This window comes from Methylomonas sp. MS20 (genome assembly GCF_050275925.1).
In the GTDB taxonomy this organism is placed as follows: domain Bacteria; phylum Pseudomonadota; class Gammaproteobacteria; order Methylococcales; family Methylomonadaceae; genus Methylomonas; species Methylomonas koyamae_A.
Window position 1 is genome coordinate 5104473 of sequence record NZ_CP189962.1, and the last position, 23994, is coordinate 5128466.

General features: G+C 56.7%; 23 protein-coding genes. 9 read left to right on the forward strand and 14 right to left on the reverse strand.

Features of this window, described 5'->3' with window-relative positions; all coding sequences use genetic code 11:
- Positions 1-48: 48 nt before the first annotated feature.
- Genes ACQE3D_RS22745 through ACQE3D_RS22760 form a run of 4 tightly spaced genes read right to left on the reverse strand, consistent with a single transcriptional unit; the run spans position 49 to position 3080 of the window.
- Positions 49-612: an IMPACT family protein gene (locus ACQE3D_RS22745; RefSeq protein WP_313730352.1), complete on the reverse strand. Its 564-nt coding sequence runs from the start codon at positions 610-612 to the stop codon at positions 49-51.
- A 1-nt stretch (position 613) separates the two neighbouring features.
- Positions 614-1357 (reverse strand): ABC transporter ATP-binding protein, encoded by a 744-nt coding sequence (locus ACQE3D_RS22750; protein WP_313730351.1) that lies wholly within the window; start codon positions 1355-1357, stop codon positions 614-616.
- A complete protein-coding gene (locus tag ACQE3D_RS22755; protein WP_313730350.1) occupies positions 1354-2112 on the reverse strand; it encodes an ABC transporter permease in 759 nt (252 codons plus the stop codon). Before ACQE3D_RS22755 ends, ACQE3D_RS22750 begins: the two co-directional genes overlap by 4 nt.
- A gap of 2 nt (positions 2113-2114) precedes the next feature.
- Positions 2115-3080 carry an ABC transporter substrate-binding protein gene (locus tag ACQE3D_RS22760; protein WP_313730349.1) on the reverse strand — a complete coding sequence of 322 codons (966 nt, stop codon included), beginning with the start codon at positions 3078-3080 and terminating at the stop codon, positions 2115-2117.
- A 193-nt stretch (positions 3081-3273) separates the two neighbouring features.
- Between ACQE3D_RS22760 and ACQE3D_RS22765 the strand changes: the two genes are divergently transcribed.
- Complete coding sequence (locus ACQE3D_RS22765) at positions 3274-4416, forward strand: hypothetical protein (protein WP_313730348.1); 1143 nt, start codon at positions 3274-3276, stop codon at positions 4414-4416.
- Here ACQE3D_RS22765 and ACQE3D_RS22770 read toward each other — a convergent pair.
- The 6 genes from ACQE3D_RS22770 to ACQE3D_RS22795 form a co-directional block, all read right to left on the reverse strand.
- Positions 4409-7690 carry an EAL domain-containing protein gene (locus ACQE3D_RS22770; protein ID WP_313730347.1) on the reverse strand — a complete coding sequence of 1094 codons (3282 nt, stop codon included), beginning with the start codon at positions 7688-7690 and terminating at the stop codon, positions 4409-4411. The two genes, ACQE3D_RS22765 and ACQE3D_RS22770, sit on opposite strands and share 8 nt — an antisense overlap.
- 30 nt (positions 7691-7720) lie before the next feature.
- Complete coding sequence (locus tag ACQE3D_RS22775) at positions 7721-8194, reverse strand: HugZ family protein (RefSeq protein WP_313730346.1); 474 nt, start codon at positions 8192-8194, stop codon at positions 7721-7723.
- Complete coding sequence (locus tag ACQE3D_RS22780) at positions 8191-8766, reverse strand: DNA-3-methyladenine glycosylase I (RefSeq protein ID WP_313730345.1); 576 nt, start codon at positions 8764-8766, stop codon at positions 8191-8193. Before ACQE3D_RS22780 ends, ACQE3D_RS22775 begins: the two co-directional genes overlap by 4 nt.
- Complete coding sequence (locus tag ACQE3D_RS22785; protein ID WP_064029196.1) at positions 8766-9125, reverse strand: YajD family HNH nuclease; 360 nt, start codon at positions 9123-9125, stop codon at positions 8766-8768. Before ACQE3D_RS22785 ends, ACQE3D_RS22780 begins: the two co-directional genes overlap by 1 nt.
- A gap of 15 nt (positions 9126-9140) precedes the next feature.
- Positions 9141-10154 carry a GTP 3',8-cyclase MoaA gene (gene moaA, locus ACQE3D_RS22790; protein ID WP_313730344.1) on the reverse strand — a complete coding sequence of 338 codons (1014 nt, stop codon included), beginning with the start codon at positions 10152-10154 and terminating at the stop codon, positions 9141-9143.
- A gap of 118 nt (positions 10155-10272) precedes the next feature.
- Entirely contained in the window at positions 10273-11283 is a 1011-nt protein-coding gene (locus ACQE3D_RS22795; protein ID WP_313730343.1) for a hydrolase, read from the reverse strand.
- Positions 11284-11563: 280 nt separating this feature from the next.
- Here ACQE3D_RS22795 and ACQE3D_RS22800 point away from each other — a divergent pair, with 280 nt between their 5' ends.
- Positions 11564-12631, forward strand: coding sequence for a lytic transglycosylase domain-containing protein (locus ACQE3D_RS22800; RefSeq protein WP_313730342.1), 1068 nt, complete (start codon positions 11564-11566; stop codon positions 12629-12631).
- 176 nt (positions 12632-12807) lie between these two features.
- Here the strand turns inward: ACQE3D_RS22800 and ACQE3D_RS22805 are convergent, their stop codons facing one another.
- Entirely contained in the window at positions 12808-14151 is a 1344-nt protein-coding gene (locus ACQE3D_RS22805) for an AmpG family muropeptide MFS transporter (RefSeq protein ID WP_313730341.1), read from the reverse strand.
- Positions 14152-14193: 42 nt separating this feature from the next.
- Entirely contained in the window at positions 14194-15501 is a 1308-nt protein-coding gene (gene nhaD / locus ACQE3D_RS22810; protein ID WP_313730340.1) for a sodium:proton antiporter NhaD, read from the reverse strand.
- A 213-nt stretch (positions 15502-15714) separates the two neighbouring features.
- On the opposite strand from nhaD, the gene ACQE3D_RS22815 reads away from it, so the two are divergent.
- Both ACQE3D_RS22815 and ACQE3D_RS22820 read left to right on the forward strand, forming a co-directional pair.
- Positions 15715-17367: a nitrite/sulfite reductase gene (locus ACQE3D_RS22815; RefSeq protein ID WP_313730339.1), complete on the forward strand. Its 1653-nt coding sequence runs from the start codon at positions 15715-15717 to the stop codon at positions 17365-17367.
- A complete protein-coding gene (locus tag ACQE3D_RS22820; RefSeq protein WP_071159049.1) occupies positions 17354-17809 on the forward strand; it encodes a DUF934 domain-containing protein in 456 nt (151 codons plus the stop codon). Before ACQE3D_RS22815 ends, ACQE3D_RS22820 begins: the two co-directional genes overlap by 14 nt.
- Before the next feature lie 109 nt (positions 17810-17918).
- Here the strand turns inward: ACQE3D_RS22820 and ACQE3D_RS22825 are convergent, their stop codons facing one another.
- Positions 17919-19274: a S41 family peptidase gene (locus ACQE3D_RS22825; RefSeq protein ID WP_071159051.1), complete on the reverse strand. Its 1356-nt coding sequence runs from the start codon at positions 19272-19274 to the stop codon at positions 17919-17921.
- Positions 19275-19313: 39 nt separating this feature from the next.
- On the reverse strand, positions 19314-20549 hold the full coding sequence (locus ACQE3D_RS22830) for a murein hydrolase activator EnvC family protein (RefSeq protein ID WP_313730338.1): 1236 nt from the start codon (positions 20547-20549) through the stop codon (positions 19314-19316).
- Between the two features lie 393 nt (positions 20550-20942).
- On the opposite strand from ACQE3D_RS22830, the gene ACQE3D_RS22835 reads away from it, so the two are divergent.
- The 5 genes from ACQE3D_RS22835 (at position 20943) to mraZ (ending at position 23989) form a co-directional block, all read left to right on the forward strand.
- Entirely contained in the window at positions 20943-21254 is a 312-nt protein-coding gene (locus ACQE3D_RS22835; RefSeq protein WP_064028508.1) for an ArsR/SmtB family transcription factor, read from the forward strand.
- 34 nt (positions 21255-21288) lie between these two features.
- A complete protein-coding gene (locus tag ACQE3D_RS22840) occupies positions 21289-21726 on the forward strand; it encodes a rhodanese-like domain-containing protein (RefSeq protein WP_064028506.1) in 438 nt (145 codons plus the stop codon).
- Positions 21727-21749: 23 nt separating this feature from the next.
- On the forward strand, positions 21750-22217 hold the full coding sequence (gene secB / locus ACQE3D_RS22845; protein ID WP_313730337.1) for a protein-export chaperone SecB: 468 nt from the start codon (positions 21750-21752) through the stop codon (positions 22215-22217).
- A gap of 9 nt (positions 22218-22226) precedes the next feature.
- The gene (locus ACQE3D_RS22850) at positions 22227-23225 is read left to right on the forward strand and encodes an NAD(P)H-dependent glycerol-3-phosphate dehydrogenase (RefSeq protein ID WP_313730336.1); all 999 of its coding nucleotides are present in this window, start codon (positions 22227-22229) and stop codon (positions 23223-23225) included.
- A 296-nt stretch (positions 23226-23521) separates the two neighbouring features.
- On the forward strand, positions 23522-23989 hold the full coding sequence (gene mraZ, locus ACQE3D_RS22855; protein ID WP_064028500.1) for a division/cell wall cluster transcriptional repressor MraZ: 468 nt from the start codon (positions 23522-23524) through the stop codon (positions 23987-23989).
- Positions 23990-23994 lie beyond the last annotated feature (5 nt).

The following is a 23994-nucleotide window of genomic DNA, read 5'->3' on the forward strand; positions in this document are numbered from 1 at the left end:
GCGACCGGTATGATTCCGGCGTCCACGCGTGGCCATTTGATTGACGGGCTAAATCCGAATCAGCGCCTGAAGCGCGGCGAGTTGGTGTTTGGGTAGCTTGACGCGCAACGTCACCGAATCGGCGAAATCTTGGTGGACAATAACGCCGTCCAGCTTTTTCAAATGGTAGTCCAGCATTTGGAGACGCGAGTAATCCAGGGATAGTTCGCACTCGGCGAATTCGATATGTTCAACGATTTGCGCGGCGTCGATGACCTGCTTGGCGAGACTGCCATAGGCGCGGGTCAAACCGCCGGCCCCCAACTTGACGCCCCCGTAATAACGCACCACCGCGACGCACAGGTTGATTAATTGCTTACCGTCCAAGTGTTGAAAAATCGGCTTGCCGGCCGTGCCGCTGGGTTCGCCGGCATCGTTGCAGCGGCCGATCAGTCCGTCCGCTCCGAGAACTCGGTAGGCAAACGCGACGTGACTGGCGCCGGAATGTTGGACGCGCAAACGCTCTATAAACAGCAGCGCATCGCGTTCCCGGGAGCAGGGGCAAACGACGCCGATGAAACGCGATTTTTTGATGAGTTCTTCGACCGCCCATTCGGCGGCTACGGTTTTCACGCTACAGCAGGTCGGCGATCTGGGGATGCCGACTATACAAAGTGCCCCGGAAGGTTTCGATTTGAACTTCGTCATTTCGGAGCGGCCGGGGAATGTCGACCACGATGTCGGCGACGATGCGCATCGGCGATGGGGATAAAAAAATCAGCCTGTCGGCCAATGCGATGGCCTCGCGCAAATCGTGGCTGACGAACAACACGGTGTGCGGGCGCTGTTGCCACAGCGTGTATAACAGGTTACGGACCTGACGGGCACTCGGCGCGTCCAGCGACACGAAGGGTTCGTCCATCAACAGCAAGTCCGGATCGATCGCGAAGGCGCGTATGATCGCGACCCGACGTTGCATGCCGAGCGACAGGCGCTCGGGAAATTCGTGCTGAACATCGCGGAGTTGCATCGCGTCCAGCAAGGCATCGATCAATTCGATCGGCGGTTTGGAGGGAAAGACCAGTTCGATGTTGCGGCGCACGTCGTACCACGGCAGCAATCTGGGACTCTGAAACACGTAGCCGATTCTCGGCCGGCTCGCGAGGCGGCCGATACGAATCTGGCCCTGGTACTGGCTGTCCAGGCCGGCGATCATGTTCAGCAGCGTGGTTTTGCCGCAGCCGGACGGTCCCAGCAGGCAGACGAACTGGTCGCGCGCCACCCGAAGCTGCAAATCGGCGATGGCCTTATGCTGGCGGTCGTCGGCATGCTCGGGTCGGTAAGTCTTGTCGAGGACGCTGATTTCTATATCGGTCATCGCCGCCACCGTCGCGCCTTGGCATCCAGCGGTCTGAGCACCAGCCATTCCAAGAGTTGAATCACCGCGACGAACGCAATCGTATAAGCCAACAAGCTGGCGACATCGAACAACTGGAAAAACAGATGCAATTGATAGCCCATGCCGTTGCCGCGGCCGAGCAACTCGACGACCAGGATGATCTTCCAGATCAGCGCCAGACCGGAGCGGGTCGCGCTCATCACGAACGGATGCAGTTGCGGCCAGACGACGTGCCGCAGGGTTTTGGCGGGACTGAAGCCGTAACTGCGGGCCATGTCCAGTAAATCCCGGTCCAACGCGCGGGTGCCCTCGCGTATCGTCACCGCCACGTTGGGCAATTTGTTGATGACGACCGCCAGGATCGCCGCGGATTCGGACAGACCGAACCAGACGTAACATAGGATGATGGTGACCAGGGCTGGGATGTTCAAAAATAACACCAACCAGTTGTCGAAAAAGGCATCCAGCTGTTTATGCCGGCCGAGTACCAAGCCCAGTCCGCAGCCCAACAACATCGCGATCGTAAAACTGATCGACAGGCGTAGTAGCGTGACGCCTAAGTGATAAGGCAATTCGCCGGAAGCTACTGCCCGGTAAAGGGTGACAGCGACACGGCTAGGCGGCGGTAGGCTGGGATTGGCCGCCGCCGTGGCGACCAGACTCCACAGCGCGATCAGGAGCGCCAGCGAGGCCAGAGGCACCGCAATGCGGGGCAAGCGAAATGGTACCGCCACGGTCAGTCGGTCGACCAGAATGTCCCGGCTTGGAGACGATCGGCGCCGCCGGTCAACTTATTGCCGCTTAAGCCGTGCAATAGCGTGAAAATGGCCCGAGCAGCGTCTTGTTGCGGAGCGCCCCAGGCTTCCACCCGGCCTTGGCAATAGCGCTGACGCAAGCGGTCTTGCTCGGTCGGCGTCGCGGCGTCGGTGAGCGGTAGTATTTTTTGCCAGGCGGCATCGGAGCTGCACAAAGTATCGCGAGCTTGCCGGCTCAAGGTCAGAAACTGCAAGAAATCGGTCTTATGCGAATCAGCCCAGTCCTGTTTGAACACGTAACCCAGGCTGGGAACGGTTTCGGTAATGCCGAGTTTGGCGATGATGTCTTCGCCGCTAAGCAAGGCTCGGTAACCGAGGCTCTCCAGATGCGCGGCGAACTGCCAATAGGTCAACAAGGCGTCCAGCCGCTTGCTCTGCAATTGCTGGCCGAGCAACGGCGGAGCGGCGTAGACTTTCTCGACGCTGGCGTTCAAGTCGAGTTGCTGTTGCTTGCCCAAGGCTTGCAGTAACAGCCAGTTCTTATCGAGCTCGCCGCCGGCCACGCCGAGTTTTTTACCGGGCAAATCGGTTAGGGTTTTGATCGGGCTATCCGCCGGGACCAACAACACGCCGGAGGTATCGGCATAGGGATAAAAACTGTAGGCGTGGCCTTCCGCGCGCATTGCGGAAGTCCAAATCCAGTCCGAGACGATGACGTCGACCGCGCCGGCTTGCAATGCCACCTTGCCGGCCTGCTGATTGGCGATCGCCACCGCTTCCAGGCTGAAGCCGGCTTTTTCCAGCAAGCCCTGGTCGCGCATCGCCGCCAATTCCCAGTTCAGGGTACCGGCCGCCATGGTACCCAGGCGAATGGGCGTCTTATCGGCATACGCCGCATTGCCAATGCATAAAAACACTACGCTGAGTAAACAATTTTTGACGTTCATCGGTTTAAGTCGTAAGTTTTGTGTCGCGCGGATTTTAGCTCAGCCGCCGCCGATTGGAGAAGGTTTGTTGCGCGGGCATGCAACAAACGCGAATTTGGAGCGCCTAACATTAAATTTCGCGCTGTTTCGGGACAGCCGTCGCCGGAGTAGCCCGGCAGCCAAATGCAATTACAACGAAACATCAGGAGAACGTATGAATAAAACTAGGATACTTTGGGCGAGCGGCTTGTTGGCGATTCTAACGATAGCCATCGCCTGGCTGCTAGTGCCACCGGAATGGGATATGTCGATCGAACAACTCAATCAAGCTTCGCCGCCTTCCGCCGGCGCGACGATCGAACCCAAAACCTCGGACGGCGCGGTTTACGGCAAATTCTTAAAAGACAGTCTTTCCTTCATTACACCGGGTATTCCACCGACCGGTAACTACTTCCTGGGACGGAACTATCAATGGAACGGCATGTTCAGCCCGCGTTGGCAATTGTATAGCGGCAAGGCCACGCGCGCCTTGTTGGCGGCCGGACGCTTGGCCGACGCCCGCAAGGCTTTCATGGCAATGAAAGTGGGAGCCGATTCAATAGGCGTGGACGGCAGCGTGCCGTTCCAGTTGCCCGAATCGATGCGAGGCTACACGATCACGCCGGGTATCGTTGCTCAAGCGGCCAGTTTTTTTCTCGGCGAGTCCTGTTTGGCGGTTAAGGCGCTGAATCAATATCCGAGCGAAACAGCGATCCAAGTCGGAAGCGATGCCGAGCGCAAGACGGTCAGCGCCGCCCTGGCCCGGTCGCTGGCCTGGTTGGAGTCTCAAGACGAATCCTTGTACAACGCCGACCTTTACGCGGCAAATCGCTTGCTGTTCGATGCCGTGGCTTATCAAGCCTGCGGCTCCCTGTTCGAAGACGAATTCGCGCTGAATTTAGTTGAAGGCTACTTGGAAACCGCTTTGGAAAAGTTCGACGGTACCGCCGGCTATTTCATCGAGAAATCCGGTTGGGATACCCACTATCAAGCCGTAGCGATCAATCAGATCAATGAGCTGCTGATGGCGGGCTATGACGGCGTTCATACTGAGACCCTGCAAGCCGACTTGAAGCTGGCCGCGCAGTGGCTGGCCGCCCGAGTCGGCGACGACGGCGTGCTGCACTCGGACGGCAATACCCGCACGTGCTGGAGCGGCGAAACTATTTTGGGCGGCGACAAATTGGTGGATGCCCGCGAAGTCTGGCGGGCCTTGGCCTATAGCGGCATGCGTTTCAAGGACGACGCCATGCAAAGCGCCGCCAATCGCCTGGCCAATTGGTTGCGGACCAAGCCGACCACGACTTGCGTCAGGTAAGCGGCGCGGCCGGATGCGTTCGCCGGCCGAAGCTGTCGGCGGACGCCGGTCTTCCGGTATAAAACCCTTGGTAGGACAAGCAGCCCTTGGCCTGTAGAAACTCGATTTGCTCCTGGGTTTCGACGCCTTCGGCAATCACGTTCAAGCCCAGATTCTTGGCCATGTTGATGATGGTTTCGACAATCACCGCGCCGTTGGGATCGACGGCGATGTCGCGGACAAAGCTTTGGTCGATTTTCAATTGGGAAATCGGCAACTTCTTCAGGTAGTACAGCGATGAATAGCCTACCCCGAAATCGTCGATCGAGGTCAGGATGCCCATGCCTTGCAGGTCGCGCATTTTCTCGACGGTATCGTCGATGTCGCTGATGACGCAACCTTCGGTCAATTCGAGGACCAAGCGGCTGGCATCTATGCCGGTTTCGGCCAGAATGTGGCGAATGCGCGCGACGAAGCCGGCATGGCGGAATTGCCGGGAGCTGACATTGACCGCGATATGGCGTACCGGCACGGCTTGTTGATCCCAGCGGCGGATTTGCCGGCAAGCCTCTTCGATTACCCATTCGCCGATCGGCAGAATCAGTTGGGTTTCCTCGGCAACCGGAATGAATTCGGCCGGCGAAATCATGCCTTTTTCCGGATGCTGCCAGCGGATCAGCGCCTCGACGCTCAACACCCGGCCCAGGTGGTCGACCTGAGGCTGGTAATGCAGCAGAAACTGGCGGGACTTCAGCGCCTGGCGCAACTCCTTTTCCAAGGTCAGGCGCCGATCGGCCGACTGCTGCATCGACGGCCGGTAAAAGCTAATACTGTTGCGGCCGTTGGCCTTGGCGCGGTACATCGCGGTGTCGGCTTGCTGGATAACCGCCTCGGGTTGGTCGGTCGCCTCCGGAAATAGCGTGACGCCGATGCTGGTCGAAAAATGGTGTTCGCCGCCAAAGACTTGAAACGGTTGATTGATGGTCTGCAGAATTTTTTCCGCCAGCATCGCGGCGTGATCGCTGACCTGTTCCATCAAGTGATAACGGCCGGGCACCATGACGATGAACTCGTCGCCCCCCAGCCGGCAGGCAGTGTCTTCTTCGCGGATAATATTCCGCAAGCGCCGGGCCACCTGGGTCAGCAAGTCGTCGCCGACATTGTGGCCGAGCGAATCGTTCAAATGCTTGAAATGATCCAAATCCAGAAAAAATAGCGCGCCATAGGTCTGCTGACGTTTGGCGGCGGCGATTTCTTGTTTCAGCCTGTCCAGTAGCAAACGGCGGTTAGGTAAGCCGGTTAACGGGTCGTAAAACGCCAGCTCGTGAATTTCCCGTTCCGCGGCTTTTTGTTCGCTGATGTCCGAAAATATGGCCACATAGTTCAACAAGCAGTTTTGGTCGTCGCGGACGCCAGTCACGGTCAGCCAGCCGGGGAAGGGCTTGCCGTCCTTATGCCGGCTCCAAAACTCGCCTTGCCATTGGTTCTTGTCCGCCAGGGCGCGAACAATCCCGCGGCCAATCTTGCGCGCCGGCGTGCCGCTCAATAATAGCCTGGCATGGCGACCGACGATTTCCTCGGCCGGATAACCGGTAATATCCGTAAAGGCGTCGTTGACCCGAACGACGGCGCCGTGGGGATCGGCAATCAGGATGGCCTCGTGGGACTGAAACGTCGTCGCGGCGACGCGCAGTTCGTTCTCCTGCTGCTTGCGCCGCTCGATCTCGATGTTCAGGGCTTGATTGCTGCGTAGCAGGTCGCGGGTCTTCAGTGCCACCAGTTCCTCTACCCTGGCGGTACGGCCGGTGATCAGCATCAGACCGAACGCGGTCAAGGCCGAGAACACGAAGCCGCCAAGCAGCAGCCAACGCGCGTCCCAGGTGTGCTGAAGCGCATAGAACTCTGGCGCCGGCCGATAAATCAAGGTCCAAAGACGGTCCGCAAAAGCGATGGTTTCTCGTTTTTCGAAAGCAGGCAAATGCAGACTGTCGAAGCGGTTCTGGGTTTGATTGTCGAATAGCGGTGTATCGCCCTCCTTGATCGCCAGAACCAGCCGACTGTCCGGTAGTAGCGCGCGCGGATGGGCGATTTCGTCGCTCAACGTGAACACGCTGGCGAGCATACCGATTAATCCGGCTCGGCGTTCGGACGCGGACCGACCGACGCCGCTGGCGTATACCGGCGTATACAGCGCCCAAGCGCGATCTCCGCGGCGGGCCAATGTCGATTCGCCGCTGCCCGCCGCCGTCAGAATCGCGGCGGCGGCCTCGGGTTCGCTCGCGGCGTCGAAGCCATCGGGCTGGCTGGTGCCGACCCGATAGAGTTGGGGGAAATAGTATGGGCGGTGTTCGGCGGCCAACCAGCCGCCGGCGGAATACTCGAGTACATCTAGGCGATACTGGGCTTCGAAACCCAGTCGATCGTCAGCGCGCACCAGCGGCAACCATTCCAGCGCTAAAAACTCGGGATGCGCCTCGAGCAGCGCTTGGCCGAACACATTGAATTGCTCGCGGCCGATGAATTTATTGCTGTCGAATAGCGCCCGCAACGTGCGATTGACTGACAGGTGATCGGCGATGTGTTGGCGCAGCGTCGCGCTCAGCAATGCGGTTTGCTTGCCGAAGCCATCCCGGAGACGTTGAATCTCTTGGTGCCGGTTAAACTCGAAGGCGGCGGCGACCAAACCGACGCATACCAGGAGCGGCATCACCACCGACACCCGCCGACGCCGCCAAACGTGGCGCGGCGCGGCAATGAAGGGTAACAACAGCGGCGTGAAAATCACCGTGCCTATCGAATCGCCGACCCACCAAACGCCCCAATTGAAGGCCAGATCGGCCGGCGCGACCAATCCTCTGCTGAACAAGTAGGTACAGCCGACCGTCGCGGAAACCAGGCAACTGAGGATGGCCAATGCAAAAAAACTGACGATGTGCCGGCTATCCATCAAGGGATTGAATTGCCCCAGCCAGCGCCGGATCGAAAAAGCGCCCAGCAGGGCTTGCCCACAGGCGCCGAGCGCGGCGGTAGCGCCCAACCACAATGGAGCCAGATTATCTTCGAATAGCGTTGGGTTTAAAAAGGCGTGGACCTGCGCGGCCAACGCGCCGAGGAACAATCCGGGCAGGATGGTTTTGCCGTAAACCAGCGTCACGGCCAGGGCGATGCCGGCCGGCGGCCACACCGGGCTGGCGTAGTTGGGCGGCGTCGTTAGCAGGCCACCCAGGTAACCGCCAACGAAATACGCCAGCGCCACCGTCAAATTCGCCAATATAAGTTTCAGTGCGGCAGGCATGATAGAGGCGCTGTTTTAGGTCGAAAGCCTCTAATCAGCGGATTCGCCGAAACGGCGGGTATCCAAATCGTAAGCCTGGCCAAAGCCGGCGATATACCGGCCGTGGATAGGGGTCAGCGCCAGCAACCGAAAATCGGGCAAGCTTCGCAGCAATGCCACGGTCGCGCCCAAGCGTTGCTGCATCGAATCCAGCACGCTGCTGTATTCACCACTATCGGCCTCGACTTCCGCGACCCGACACTCGAAACTGGCCCGGCGCCGGGCGAAGGGATTCGCGGCGTCCGCTTCCGGTTCGATCAGCAGAACGCCGGCCCGACGATGCGTCAGCAGGTTGCCGGTATGACTGGCCAAGGCGCTAACGAAAATGTGGAACGCGCCACGATCGAACAGAAACGGCGCGTAACTGGCTTCAGCGTGATGTTGTTCGGAGCGGGTCGCCAGCATCAAGCTATCCAGACGCGCGATTAAGGCCAGGCATTCGGCGTCCGGTTGCGGTGAATTCATTGAAGGGCGGGCGAAAGTTGCGAGTGGCGAAAGCAATCGACGGTGTGGTCGTTGACCATGCCGACCGCCTGCATATAAGCATAGCAGATGGTTTTGCCGACGAATTTAAAGCCGCGCTTTTGCAGATCCTTGCTCATTCGCGCCGATGCTTCAGTGTAGGCCGGAATCTCGGCGTGAGCGCGCCACCGATTTTGCACGGTCCGGCCATCGACAAAACCCCATATATAGCGGTCGAAACTGCCATAGGCTTGCTTAACCTCCAAGAAGGCGTTGGCGTTGGCGACGGCGGCCTGGATTTTCAGGCGGTTGCGGACGATGCCGGGATTTTGCAACAGGCTGTCGATTTTGCCCTGATCGTAGGCGGCGATTTTCAGCGGATCGAAGTCGTCGAAGGCGATACGATAAGCCGGCCGCTTGTCCAGTATCGTTCGCCAGCTCAAGCCGGCCTGGGCGCCTTCCAGAATCAAAAACTCGAACAGCCGCCGGTCGTCGTGTAGCGGCACGCCCCATTCGTGGTCGTGGTAATGCTCTTCGTTGGCGCTGGCCAGCGCCCAGACGCACTTGCCGGCCATCAGTCTTTGTTCATCAGCTTTTTCAGATCCGCGAAGGGGTTGAAGGTAGCGGTCGGCGACTTGCCGTCCGAGCTGCCCTTGCTACCGTAGCGCACTTGCTCCTCATAGCGTTGATGCTCGTTGTCGTGGCAATACAAGCACAGCAATTCCCAGTTGCTGCCGTCCGGCGGATTATGGTCGTGATCGTGGTTGACGTGGTGCACCGTCAATTCGCGCAAGTTCTTGTGGTCGAATTCGCGGGCGCAGCGGCCGCAAATCCACGGAAACAATTTCAGCGCTTGCTCGCGGTAGCCTTTTTCGCGCTCTTCCTTGTAACGCCGGGCCTCGGCGATGATGTGATAAGCTTTGTTGTCCGACATGTCGATACTCCTGGGTCAGCCGCCGGTCGCGCTCATGTGCCGCAGAATGACCGGCTGTTCATGGATGTTGAATTCGTGCTTTTCCGGCTTGATGCGCATCGCCGCGACGATAGCCTGTTGCAAGACCGCCAAATCGCCCGGATGCTCGCGGACCACCGCCTTCAAATCGACCGAATGTTCGTTGCCCAGACACAGTAATAGCCTGCCTTCGGCGGTCAGGCGCACCCGATTGCAAGCGGCGCAGAAATTGGCGCTAAGCGGTGAGATAAAACCCACCCGACTGGCACTGCCGGCCACCCGAAAATACGCCGACGGGCCGCCGGTCGAGTCGGCGATGGCTTCGAGTTTGAAGCGCGGCCGTAAGTCGGCGCGGATCGCCTCGCTCGGATAATAACTGTCGCCGCGCCGGTGTTGATCGACTTTGCCCAACGGCATTTCCTCGATAAAACTGATGTCCAGACCGCGATCGACCGCGAATTGCACCAGATCGCCGACTTCCGCGTGGTTGCGATCCTTCATGACGACCGCATTCAGCTTGATGCGCTCGAAACCCGCCGAGCGGGCGGCCTCGATGCCGGCCAGCACTTGGCCGAGTTCGCCGGTACGAGTCAAGGCTTTGAATTTGACCGGGTCCAGGGTGTCCAGGCTGATGTTGATGCGTTTGACGCCGGCGGCACGCAAGTCGCCGGCCATATCGGCCAGATGCGAGCCATTGCTGGTCAAGACCAATTCGTTGAGGCCAGGTATGGCGCCGATGTTGCGTAATAAATCCAACGCGCCGTTACGCACCAGCGGCTCGCCGCCGGTGACCCTAATCTTGTTCACGCCAAGGCCGACGAAGGCTTCGCAAATGAACTGGATTTCTTCCAGACTGAGAATTTGCTTGCGCGGCAGAAACGTCATGTCTTCAGCCATGCAATACACGCAACGAAAGTCGCAACGGTCGGTAATCGATACCCGAAGGTAATTGACGACCCGCCCGAAGCGGTCTGTCAGTTGGAAGGGTCTAATCGCTTGTACGGAGCCCATCGAAATCGTCCGGGAAAAGAGGCGAAAATTCTACCACAGACTCGCTCGGCGGCTATTTGCGGCGACCAAGCTCCTCTGAGAGTCCGGCGATAGACCGAGGTGGACGGGATGGGTTCAGTTATCCGCCGGTTTCGCGGCTACTTTCCGGTAAGTGCGCGAGCAGAAAATCGCCGATTCGTTGCTCCAGCCAAAATGTCGGCCGCCACGGCAGATGGCCGCCAACAAAGCCGACATGGCCGCCGCCGCCACAAACTTGCAACGTCACGCCGGACGCCAACTCGGCGGCGGCCGGTAGCACCGCCGGCGTCATGAACGGGTCGTCCTCGGCCTGCAGAATCAGGGTTGGAACCTCGATTCGTCCCAGAAATTGGCGAGAACTGGAGCGTCGGTAGTAATCGTGCGCGTCGCTGAAACCGTGCAGCCGCGCCACCACCCGGTCGTCGTATTCCCAAAACGAACGGATCGGCGCCAGGTCGCCCAAGTCGTCGAGCAAGCCGGCTTGCTGGATACGGCCCAGGCGGTGCAGATGGCGGCGCTTGGCGACGATGTATTGTTTTAGCTCGCGCAATAGATAATCGCGATAGATTTTGGATAGGCCGCGATCCAAGCGGTCGGCGCACAGATTCAACATCAACGGCACGGACACCGCGACGGCGCCGAACAGCTCAATCGAATCGCGTCGTTCTCCCAGCCATTTCAACAATACGTTGCCGCCCAGCGAAAACCCGACGGCCGCCAACGCGGTGTCCGGCAGGCGCCGACGCAACGTGCGGTAGAGAAAATCCACATCCTCGGTGTCGCCGGAATGATAGCAGCGCGCCAGCCGATTCATCTCGCCGCCGCAACCGCGAAAATTCAGGGCTACGCTGCCGATGCCGAGTTGATGGAGTCGCCGCTGCACGCCGACGATATAACCCGAACGGCTACTGCCGGCTAGGCCGTGCAGCAAGATCGCCAGTGTGGGTTGCCGGTCGTAGAGCCAATCCAAATCGACGAAATCGCCGTCCGGCGACTCCAATCGCTCGCGCCGCAAGTCGATCGGTGCCACGACGCGGCGCAGCAAGGCTGGATAGATAGTTTGCAAATGGCGGTTGTTCAGCCACCAAGCTGGGCGGAATTCGTTGGACATTGACTACCGCGGCATTTCAGGCGAACCGCGAAACGGTTCGGAGGCGTCCCGAGAATCGCCAACCGAGCGGCCAAGAACCCAATCGGGACCAAGCCGCTCAACCGAGGCCGTCAGTTTGGAATGTAAGAACATCATTGAAACAGTCTTGCGGCAATCGGCCGATTCGCCGCCCGGTCGGCCTGGTGTTACCATGATCTCGTCTCAAGCTGGTTGCGTTGACCGACGAGCATAGACGATTTACCGGCCACAATGCCAGAACCCGCCACCCGATTCGCTCACGATGTCCAGACCCGTTGCCGTTAAGCCCAAGAAACTCGCCGCGCCGGCCCGCAAACCGAAGCCTGCGGGGCCATCCGCTCGCAAGTCCCGACGTAAGCCGCCGCCGGCCCCGCCATCCGACTGGCGTTTGCTGGCGGCCGAGGCCGTCGGCTTGGGCTTGGCCGCCGTGTTGGCGACAATGGTGGCGCTGGGCTATTCAGCGAGTTGGTTATCCGGCTCGGGATTTTTTAGCAGCTTGCTACCGTTTGCCGGCGGCGTCGTGGCGTTGATCGTGACAGCGGCCTTGTTGTTGGTCGGCTGGTACCAATTGCGCGTGCCATTGGCGCGGCGGTTGGCGCAGCTGCCGGCCGGCCTGGCGCTGATCCTGGCGCTGGGGATGCTGTGGTTTGTGTTTCACGACGGCTATACCCCGGTATTCGGCCACTTTCGCGCGTTGGTTGGCGGCAAGTCCGAGGCTGAGCGGGTGACGTTGGCTCACCAGGTTTACGCCGCTTACCGTCGCCACGAAATCGGCGGCCTGCAAAAACTGCTGCAACGCGCCGACGCCTACCGTTCGGCGATCCGCGAAGCCGCCGACGCCATCGGCGTCGACGAGCATCTGTTGCTAGGGGTGGCCGCCACCGAATCGTCGTTTTTACCGCGCGACAGTCATGACGGCGGTAAAGGCTTGTTTCAGATTACCGCCGTCCCCCAGTTCATCACCCGTCGAGCCGCCGATTTACTCGATGTGACGGAGCCGCAAGTGAACGATCCACGCCATAACGCTTATTTGGCGGCGGCCACGTTAAAGCACTATCTGGAGGAAATGCGAGGCGATTTGTTTCTGGGTTTGCTGGCTTACAACATCGGGCCGCGCAACGGTGGTTTGCGCTTCATCATGCAGCAATACGGCGCGACCGATTTCGTGACGATGCAGCCCTATTTGCAAACCTTGCCCCGCGATTATCCGATCCGGGTTTTATCCTACGCGCTGGCTTTCAAGCTGTGGCAACGGGACGGAAAATTGTTGGCCTACGAAGAAGGCGATAATGCGGTCAAAATCCAGCAGCTTGGCATACCGGGGTTTTGACCGCGAGGGGCTAAAACACGAGCCGCGCGAAGTCGGCGGGAATGGGGCGGCGGAAACTCCGCGGATTTGAAGATCTACGATATTCGAATTTCTCGGGTTGCCAATAACCGCTCATTGGCCGACCTTGGACATGGGTGCGGCAGGTTAGCTTGTATCACCTGTCGCCATATCCGCTGTTATTTGTCCGGGCTGGCCGTCGGCAAGCGCATCAGCACGAGCACCAACACTACCCCAGGCAGGCCGATCACGGCTGAATACACGAAAAAAGCATGGTAACCGAACTGCGCGACCACTTCGCCGGAAATACTGCCGATCAATTTGGCCGGCAAGGTCATCAACGAGCTGAACAAAGCGTATTGGGTGGCGGTGTAAGCCGTATTGGTCAGACTGGACAGATAGGCGATGAAAGCCGCCGAGGCAATGCCGCCGCTAAGGTTGTCGGCACTGATTACGCCGGCCAATAAGCGGGTATCCGGCTCGACGACCGCCAATGCGGCGAACAGCAAATTGGTGGCGGCTACAATCACGGCCCCGAGCAACAGAGGTCGCATGATGCCGAACTTCATCACCAGAACCCCGCCCAGCGAAGTACCGAGGATGGTCATGAAAAAGCCAAAAATTTTGCTGACGTCGGCAATATCCTTTTTACTGAAACCCAGTTCCAGATAAAAAGGGTTTGCCATCACGCCCATCGCGATGTCGCTCATCTTGTAAACCGCGATCAGCAGCAATATCAGCAACCCTGTTCTGCCGTTTCGATGGAAAAACTCGACAAACGGACTAAGCACCGCGTCCGACAACCAACACGCCAATCGCTTGAGCGGCGAAGACAAATCGGCGACACCCAGCGCCGATTCAAGCGATGCTTCCAACAGCCGCTCTTCAGCCGCTTGCGTGTGAGACGGCTCTTTAACCAGCAGCGTCGTGATAATGCCCAACAACATCGACGCGGCCATGACTTGGTAAGCCAATCGCCAACTGGCGAATTCGGCGATATAAAAAACACCGGCTCCGGCGGCCAATAACGACAAGCGATATCCAAATACATACATGGCGGCCATCGCGCCTTGAAAGCGGACAGCGGCCGCCTCGATTCGATAGGCATCGATGGCGATATCCTGGGTCGCCGAGCAAAAAGCCACACAGACGGCCAGCAATGCGACATCCGCCAAGTGACCTACCACATCCGCGCCGCTGATCGCCCATAGGCCGGCCGCGATGCCGAGTTGCGCGCTCAGTATCCAACTACGCCGCCGCCCTAGCCAGGAATCCAAAAGTGGTAGCGGCAAACGATCGACCACCGGCGCCCACAACACTTTGACGGAATAAGCGACGCCGACCAAGCTGAAGTAGCCGATGACCGACAAATCGACGTGTTCGTCGGCCAGCCAAGCGGAAAGTGTCGTGGAAATCAACGAAAAAGGCAGGCCGGCCGAAAATCCCAAAAAGATCATCGCCGCGACCTGGGGGCGGGTATAAACAAAAAAAGCGCTGTGCCAACTACCAGAGGTGTTTGACACGCGCTTTCCTTAGGTTTACTACGACAATCCGACCGACGGCGCTTAGCCGTTGATCAGATAATGGGTCAAAATACTAGCCGCATAGCCGGCGGCGATAACCGGCGTCCATTTCAAGTGACTGAAGAAGGTGTACTTATGATTGGACTGCCCCATCAGCGCCACACCCGCGGCCGATCCGACCGAAAACAGCGAACCGCCGACGCCAGCCGTCAATGTCACCAACAACCATTGGTACAAGTCCATGTCCAGATTCATGTTCAGCACCGCGAACATCACCGGAATGTTATCGACGACGGCGGATATCACACCGACCAGGATGTTGGCGGTGGTTTGGCCCAAGCCGTCGTACATCGCGCCGGACAGCAACTCCAGATAACCGATGTAACCCAGACCGCCGACAGCGAAAACCACGCCGAAGAAAAACAGCAACGTATCCCACTCGGCTTCTTTTACCCGATCAAAGACATCGAGACGCACTTCATCAGCCGCGGAGAAACGAACCTTCACGTAATAAATGAATAGCATCAGGATGGACAAACCCGCCATCATGCCCATGAACGGCGGCAAATGCAGAAACTGTTTGAAGCTAACCGCCAAACCGATGGTAACGCCAAACAAACCGCACACCACCCAACCACCGGGCTTCAATTCAACAGCGGCCTCGTTGGTTGCTTCAGGCTGTCCGCTTGGAACCGCTTGCGCCATGAAAAACGCCGGCACCACGAAATTCACGACCGAAGGAATGAACAACTTGAAGAAGTCGAAAAATTCGGCATAACCGGCTTGCCAAACCATCAGGGTCGTAATGTCGCCGAATGGGCAAAACGCGCCGCCGGCATTCGCGGCAATCACCAAATTGACGAAACCGACAGAGACGAATTTTTCGTTATCCGCGCCGACCGCCATGACCACGGCGCCGACCAGCAAGGCAGACGTCAGGTTGTCGGCTACCGAGGACAGGAAAAAGGTGATGATGCCGGTGATCCAGAACAGCTGTTTGTAGCCGAACTGCTTTCTGATCAACCAGGATCGTAACGCTTCGAAGACGTTGCGCTCGGCCATGGTATTGATATACGTCATCGCCACCAGCAGGAACAGCATCAATTCGGCATATTCCTTGAGGTCGTGCTCGAATGCGCTGTGCAGCTCTTCGCCGGATACGCCGGCGTCGTGAGCCAAAATCGCCACGTGCGCCCAAATGACCGCCGCCGCGAATATGACCGGTTTCGATTTGCGCAAGTGAGTAAATTCCTCGGCCATCACGAAACCGTATGCAACCAGGAAAATCAGAACGGTATAGACGCCCCGCTCGGTTCCGGTCAGCCCCAGATTCTTAAATTCTTCGGCCATGGCGAGTTCCGGTAGGAACAACAAACCGGCCAAAATCAACAATGCGCGCAACAAGATAGCCCCCTTATCCTCTATATGTTCTAGTCGTTATCAAAAGCGGAAAAATCTAACCGGGCATGGTACCACCATACAATATTCTTTGTCATTTAATCCCAGCGAGTATAATATTCAATTACCTATCAAATTAGTCAGTAAAGCGATCCGCCCACCTAAATGTATCAATACAATCAAAGAGATCAAACACTTATCGAAGAGCGAGTCCGGCAGTTCCGCGGGCAGACCGAGCGATTTTTGAACGGAGAATTGGACCCCGATCAGTTCCGCGCGCTACGCCTAATGAACGGCCTTTATATCCAAACGCACGCGCCAATGTTGCGCGTCGCGGTGCCTTACGGATTACTGTCGTCTCGACAATTACGCAAACTTGCGTCGGTGGCGCGCGACTATGATCGCGGCTATTGCCATTTTACGACACGCCAAAACGTTCAATACAACTGGCCGGAACTTTCCCGAGTACCCGATTTACTCGCAGAGCTCGCGACCGTGCAAATGCATGCGATTCAAACCAGCGGCAACTGCCTGCGCAACACCACCTCGGATCATTTGGCAGGCATATGCCGGGACGAGATAGAAGATCCGCGCCCTTATTGCGAACTTATTCGGCAATGGACAACCTTGCACCCCGAGTTCGCGTATTTACCGCGTAAATTCAAGATCGCGGTCAGCGGCGCCGGTCATGATCGCGCCGCCGTTCAATTCCACGATATCGGGGTCTACCTGATAAAAAATGAGCAGGGTGAAACCGGCTTTAGAATTTTGGCGGGTGGCGGCTTGGGCAGAACGCCGATTATCGGTCAAACCGTCAAAGGCTTTCTGGAGAAAAAGCATTTGCTGTCCTACCTGGAAGCGATTGTGCGGATTTACAACTTGTTTGGTCGGCGCGACAACAAATACAAGGCCCGCATCAAGATCCTGGTCAAGGAAACCGGATTGGAAAAATTTACGGCGATGGTCGAGGAGGAATGGCTCAGAATCCGCGATTCCTTGGTGCTCGGCGACGAGCGTATCGAGGAAATCAAGACCCAATTCGCGCCGCCACCCTACCGCGACTTTACCGGGGACGACACCGGCTTTTCGACGAAACAATCCGAGGACGGCCGTTTTGCGAAGTGGGTGAAGCACAATACCGTCGAGCACAAAATCCCTGGCTATCGCGGGGTTTACGTGTCGTTGAAAGCGCCGGATTCGCCACCCGGCGACATTACCTCGGAACAACTGGACGCACTGGCCGAGCTTGCCGATCGCTACAGCTTCGGCGAAATCAGAAGCACGCACCGGCAAAATCTGGTGCTGGCCGATGTCGAGCAAGCCAGTCTGTACCAGCTCTGGCGGCAATTGGACGCGCTTAAGCTAGCCACGCCGAATATCGGCACCGTCACAGATATGATCTGCTGCCCAGGACTGGACTTTTGCTCGCTGGCCAACGCCGGATCGATCGGCGTGGCCAAGGAAATCAACGAAGCCCTGGATGATATCGATTACATCCACGACATCGGCGACCTGAAGATCAATATGTCCGGCTGCATGAACGGCTGCGCCCATCAAAGCGTCGGCCACATCGGCATTCTAGGCGTCGACAAGCATGGCGAAGAGTGGTACCAAATCACGCTCGGCGGCTCGTCGGAAAATGACGCGGCGATCGGCGAACGCCTGGGTCCGGCAATCGCCAAAGCCCAAATCACGGCCGCGATCACAACGATACTCGATGTCTACTTGCAACTGCGTCAGGAAAACGAAGCTTTTCTGCAAACCGTCTACCGCGTTGGCCTGGAACCATTCAAAGCAAAAGTTTATGCAAATCATTAAAGACCGTACATTAACCACGGACGCCTGGCGGTTTCTCGCTGACGATGCCGAGATCCCCGGCGATAGCGACGTCACCGTGACTCTTCAACGCTGGCTGAACGACAAAGCCGTCCTTTCCGGCCGGACAGGTCAAACCGGCGTGCGCATCGAGCCTGATGACAATATCGGCGACCTCGCCGGCGACCTACCCAATTTTTCGCTGATCGAGGTGGATTTCCCAACCTTCACGGACGGCCGAGGCTTTTCCCTGGTCCGGTTGTTGCGCGATAAATACGGGTACAGGAGCGAAATCAGGGCTGTCGGCCAATTTTCGGCGGATCAGGTTTTTTACCTTTCCCGCGTGGGCGTTGACACTTTCGCGCTAGCGGATGAAGCGCAAGCCCAAGTCGCCTTGGCAGCGTTTAACGATTTTAGCGTTACCTATCAACCCTCGGCTCGTTGAAGCCACCCACACTACTACTCGGGGCGGACGTTTAAACGCCGCGCCGTAAACAAACAAAAACCCGGCGACCTCTCGGCCAGCCGGGTTTTTTATGCGACTACGCAGCCGCCTACTTCTTGATGATGGCGATGCCTTTCAGCAAATTCAGCGCCTCATGCAACGGATAGTCACGCACTTCGGTTTCAGTGTCGCTACCGTCTTTTTGCAATACGTCCTTGGCGTCTTCCTTATCGTCCTCGTCCGCTTTTTTATCCGGTTTCGCATTCCCGTTGGTCAAATGGTGGGTCAAATCAGCCTCCTTGATCGACTCCAATTTGGCCTTATCCAACGCCTCCAGCTTGAAGCGGGCCAGCGTGACGTCGGGTTCGATACCTTCCGCCTGGATGGATCGACCCGAAGGCGTGAAGTAACGGGCCGTTGTCAGCTTCACCGCCGCGCCATTGCTGGTAGGCAATATGGTTTGCACGGAACCCTTGCCGAACGATTTTTCACCCATGATGATCGCGCGCTTATGGTCTTGCAGCGCTCCTGCGACAATTTCGGATGCCGAAGCCGAGCCGCCGTTAATTAGCACGACGATGGGCGCGCCGTTAATAACGTCATCCGGCGTCGCATTAAAACGCATTTCAGAATTCTTGATTCGGCCTTCGGTATAGACGATCAGACCGGATTCTATAAAGGCATCGCTGACATCGACCGCGGCGTTCAACACGCCGCCGGGGTTATTGCGCAAATCCAACACCAAGCCTTTCAGCGGGCCTTCGTTTTCTTTCTTCAATTCGTCCAGTGCGTCCAGCAGGCCTTGGCCGGTGCCCGATTGAAAACTGCTGATCCGCAAGTAGCCGTAGTTTTTCTCCAGCAAACGGTTTTTGACGCTTTTAACCTTAATGATGTCGCGGGTCAGCGTAAATTTCAACGGTGCTTCCTCTCCTTCGCGGATGACCGTTAGCACGATGTCGGTGCCCGGTTCGCCGCGCATCACTTTCACGGCATCCGCCAACGTCATTCCCTTGACCGGCTTGTCATCCAAGCGAACGATCAAATCGCCCGCCTTGATGCCGGCCTTTTGAGCCGGCGTATCGTCGATCGGCGAAACCACTTTGACAAATCCGTTCTCCATCCCGACCTCGATGCCCAGCCCACCGAATTGACCGGTCGTGCCCTCTTGCAGCTCTTTATATTCCTCGCTGGCCAGATAAGCCGAATGCGGATCGAGGCCGGACAACATGCCGCGAATCGCATCCTCCAGTAACTTTTTATCGGATACCGGTTCGACGTAATCCTGTTTAATCCGCCCGAAAATCTCGGTAAAGGTTCTCAACTCGTCGAACGGCAACGATTGCAGGTCGTCGGCCTTGGCCGCCGCCGGCGCGGGCTTTTCCGCCCAAACGCTGCTGCACAGGCTAATCGCCGAACCTAAGATAAAGCCGACCAGTAAAATTAAAAGATTTCTGTTATTTAACATTTGTATTAAAGCTCCAACGACCTGATTCCTGTAAATAGATTAACCCTTGGCTGGCTTCCGGCACCACTGTGCTGGGTCGACTGGCCGGCCTTGCTTCCTGATCCCAAAATACAACGCCGCCTGAGAACGTCCGCCACTGCGCCCAACCGAAGCCAAGACTTCGCCGGATTTGACATGATCGCCAACACTCTTGTGCAAACTTTGGTTGAACGCGTACAAGCTTAAATAGCCGTGCCCGTGATCGATGATGATCATCAATCCGTAACCGCGCAGCCAATCGGCATAAACAACCCGGCCGGCGGTAATTGCCCGAATTTCGGCGCCTTCGGGCGCACTGATTACCACGCCATCCCAGGTGGTTTCGTACCGACGTGACCCGAAATGCTCGACGACCGCGCCTTGCACCGGCCAAGGCAACCGACCTTGCAACTCCGGGAAGGGTTGGCGCCCCGCCTCCGGTTCCTTGACGGAGCGAATCTGCTCCGGAGGTTTTCCAGGCTGTTTGAGTGGGCTTGGTGCCGGAGGTTCCGGCGCTGGCGGGGCAACTCTCTCGGCATTATCATCAGTTTTTTGCAACGATGCCACCAACGCCTGTAATTTTTTCTCGTCGCCGATTAAACGATCCAATAAATGCCGCTTTTCGGCGTGTTCTTTTTCCAGGCTCGCCAATAATTGCTCGCGCTGGACTTTCAGCGTCCGCATGGACTCGGCCTCCTCCTGTTTCTTCTCGAGCGAGACTCGCAGCAGTTGGGATTCGGTGTCGTTTCGCGCTTCTAACTGCCCGAGAATCCGGCTATCCTCCGCGATCGCGTGCAGTTTCTGTAAGCGCGCCTTGCCAATATAGTCCGAATACACCCGCATCCGCCCAGACAGAGCCGGGTCACGCTGGTTCAGCACGACTTGTAAGCCTTTACTGTCTCCGCCCATCGCGTAGACCGCACGGATCAATCCCGCCAATCCTTTTTCCTGACTACGCAGATCTCTTTGAGTGTCGGCGAGTTTGGTTCGTATCTCTTGCAGCGATTGCTCATGCGCCTTGATCTCAACGCGAATCGTGCGTAACGCATTGGCAGCCTCGCCATATTGCCGTTCCAGTTTTTGCAGTTGATCTAGCAATCGACTTTTTTCCGCTTCCAGCTCGCGTACGTCGCCGCCGACGTGTTGAATCTTGTCATGAATCTCGGCCAAATCTCGGCTATCGGTATTCTCGGCACGAACCGGAATTGCCAGGCCCAATCCTGCCAGAAGAATCGACAAACGCAGGCAAACACGCATGGTTCAGGCCATAACCCGAAAAAGATAGGACGCTCGCATCAAAACAGGCGCGCTCGGCATATGTTCCCGAATATTAGGCGCCATCCTTGCCCCTTGCCGTCCAACCGGAAGCCAAAATCCCCGCGGTTTTACACTTCACCATTCATGGACCATTTATCTGTAAGGAAAAATCGCGCCGCCATTTACCGGATTTGCACGAAGACTATATTTTGGCAGCCATGAGCCAAGGTATTGAATTCGAAGGCTCACTCTGTTAGATTTGCACGCCTTTGACTGCTGCGGTTTCTGGCGATAGGCCAAAGGCTTGTGCTTCGGCATTATACAGCACAGAGATGGTGTCATCGCTTGAAAGCACCTGACTCGCCGCCCAATTCTTAGCTCATTTCGGGATCAATGGAAGAAATAGACCACAGCAATTCCTACGACGACCAGGACATCAGTCGCGCCGCCTGCTGCTTGAAAGCGATGTCTCACCCGTTACGCCTCAAAATTCTTTGCGTGTTGGGCAGCAACTCAATTAGCGTCCAGGATATTGTGGAGCAGGTCGGCACCAGCCAGAGCAACATTTCCCAGCATTTGGCCATTTTGCGGGATAAAGGCATCCTTGATTACAAAAAGGAAGCAAACCGCGTTTACTATTTTATCGACGACGAACGCGTAATACACCTGATCCAAATGATGCGCAGCGTGTTTTGCAGCACTTGAATTTTAGTTTCCGAAACCTCAATAGAATTTAACGATGGACCAATATATCGAATTTGCCACCAACCACTATTTGCTTGCCTTTTCGCTGGTCTGCGTCATTTTTTTGCTGATCCAGGATTTGATTTCCAACTCGTTCAATAAATTCGAAAGCATCTCCCCGCTGATTGCGGTGACCAAGATGGACAATACCAACAGCGTGGTGGTGGATGTCCGGGAGTTGAACGAATTCGGCAAAAGCCACATCGAGAACGCCATTAACATCCCATTAGGCAAACTGGAGGAGAAGCTGGCCTCGCTGGAAAAACACAAACAACACCCGGTAATCGTCACCTGCCAAACCGGCGCGCGTTCGGCGGCGGCATGCAAGACGCTGACCAAGGCGGGTTTCGAACAAGTATTTAACATGACCGGCGGAATGCAATCCTGGGAAGACTATAAACTGCCGGTCAAAATCAGCAAAACTCAATCCTAACCCACAACACCGAAGGGAAACTCATGGCCGAAATCAACGCCCAGACCGACAAGCAGTTCGTCATTCAAAAGATTTATACCAAGGACATTTCTTTTGAAACCCCCAACGCGCCGAAAATCTTTACCCAAAAATGGGAACCCACGCTGGACTTGAACCTGGGCACCCATGTCAACGCGATAGACACCTCGGTTTACGAAGTGTCGCTGACCTTGACGGTTACCGTCAAAGTGGGCGAGGCCACCGCATTTTTAGTTGAAGTCAATCAGTCGGGCATTTTCATGATCGCCGGATTCACCGATCAGGAAATGGGGCCGATGCTAGGCAGCTTCTGTCCCAACATTTTGTTCCCTTACGCTCGAGAAGTCATTTCCGACTTGGTCAGCAAGGGCGGCTTCCCACAATTGATTCTGGCTCCAGTCAATTTCGACGCGCTGTATATGCAGCAATTACAACAAGCTCAGCAAGCTCCTGAAGATAAAACCTTAAACTAAGCTGTTTTAATGCCGCCCGCGATCAGCATATTCGGTGCCGGTTCATGGGGAACGGCTCTGGCGATTCAAGCCGCCAGAAACGGCAGCGCCACCATGCTGTGGGCTCACAATCCACGGCATGTGGCCGACCTAAATACCGATCGGCAAAACCGGCGCTATCTGCCGGACAAACCGTTTCCGGCCAACCTGGCCGTCACCAGTAATCTGAAACAGGCGGTTGAATTCAGCGACATTTTGCTGATATCGGTTCCCAGTCACGCGTTCCGGGACACTTTGACCGCAATCAAGCCGATGCTAGACGAGTCGCCGAAAATTGCCTGGGCGACTAAAGGCTTTGACGGCGCGGAAGGTGCGTTACTCAGCGATGTTGCCGCCGACGTTCTGGGGCATGGCGCGGCGACGGCGGTACTATCGGGCCCAACCTTCGCTCGGGAAGTCGCCGACGACCTACCCACCGCACTCACCGTTGCATCGATTTCCGAACCTTTCGCGGCGGAACTGGCCAGAATTCTCCACAATCAACGCTTTAGAGTTTATACCAGTACCGACATCGTCGGCGTGCAAGTCGGCGGCGCGTGTAAAAATGTCCTGGCGATAGCGGCCGGCATTGCCGACGGCTTGGGGTTTGGAGCGAACACGCGCTCCGCGTTAATTACCCGCGGCCTTAGCGAAATTATCCGCCTTGGCATTCGCTTGGGCGGCCAGCCGGATACCTTCATGGGTTTGGCCGGTCTGGGCGATTTAATTCTAACTTGCACCGACGACCAGTCGCGCAATCGCCGCTTCGGATTAGCCTTGGGACAGGGTAAGAGCCAAAGTCAGGCGCTGGCCGACATTAATCAGGCCGTGGAAGGTATCTCCGCCGCGCGCCTGACCCAAACTCTCGCACAAAAACATCTCGTCGAAATGCCCATCACCGAGCAGGTTTACAACGTATTATTCAATCAGCTCGCTCCGCTACAAGCCGTTCAAAATCTGCTGGGTCGTAATCCGAAGTCGGAATATTGACCTGTCGCACCGACCTCCCGGTCATCAATACGCAATTCATTTTAAAAACAGGGGCATTACGCCCCACGGATTGTGCGTTGCCTAACAAATTCCCGTTAAGGTTTTGATAAAAATCGAGTTTCACTCGTTTCCCTGGATTTCGGGGTTTTTCCCAGCCAATCCTGTCTAAGTCATTGTAGAAAAAGAAAGAATTTAATCTAAATGCCTCTTGACTAACCCACCGTTGAAAACTATAGTGGTACAAAAGTGCTATAAAGTGGTTTAAAAGGGAATTTTTTGGAAATTTGAGGCGTATCTTGTTTCGAGGCATTAGTTCAATCAGTTTGGATGCGAAAGGGCGCGTTGCGATTCCTACCCGGTACCGGGAGGAGTTACAAGAGTGCTGTGACCGCCAAATGGTTGTGACTGTCGCCGTCGACGACAAATGCATAGGCGAGCCGGGCTGCCTGTGGCTGTACCCGCTTCCCGAGTGGGAAAAACTCGAACAAACCATCAGCAAGCTGCCGACACTTAACAAGATGGCCGGCAAATTGCGCCGATTTGTGATTGGCAACGCTTCCGAATGTGAAATGGATACTCAGGGCCGCTTGTTGCTGCCGGAAAAGCTCAGAGAGTTTGCCGGCATGGAGAAACATATTGTTTTGGTCGGTCAACTGAACAAGTTCGAGATCTGGAACGACGAAGCCTGGAAGGCCAAGGAACAGGAGTGGATGGACGGCAACGACACCGAGGGCCTTGAAGAACTCGGCTCCTTGTCGTTCTGACCGGG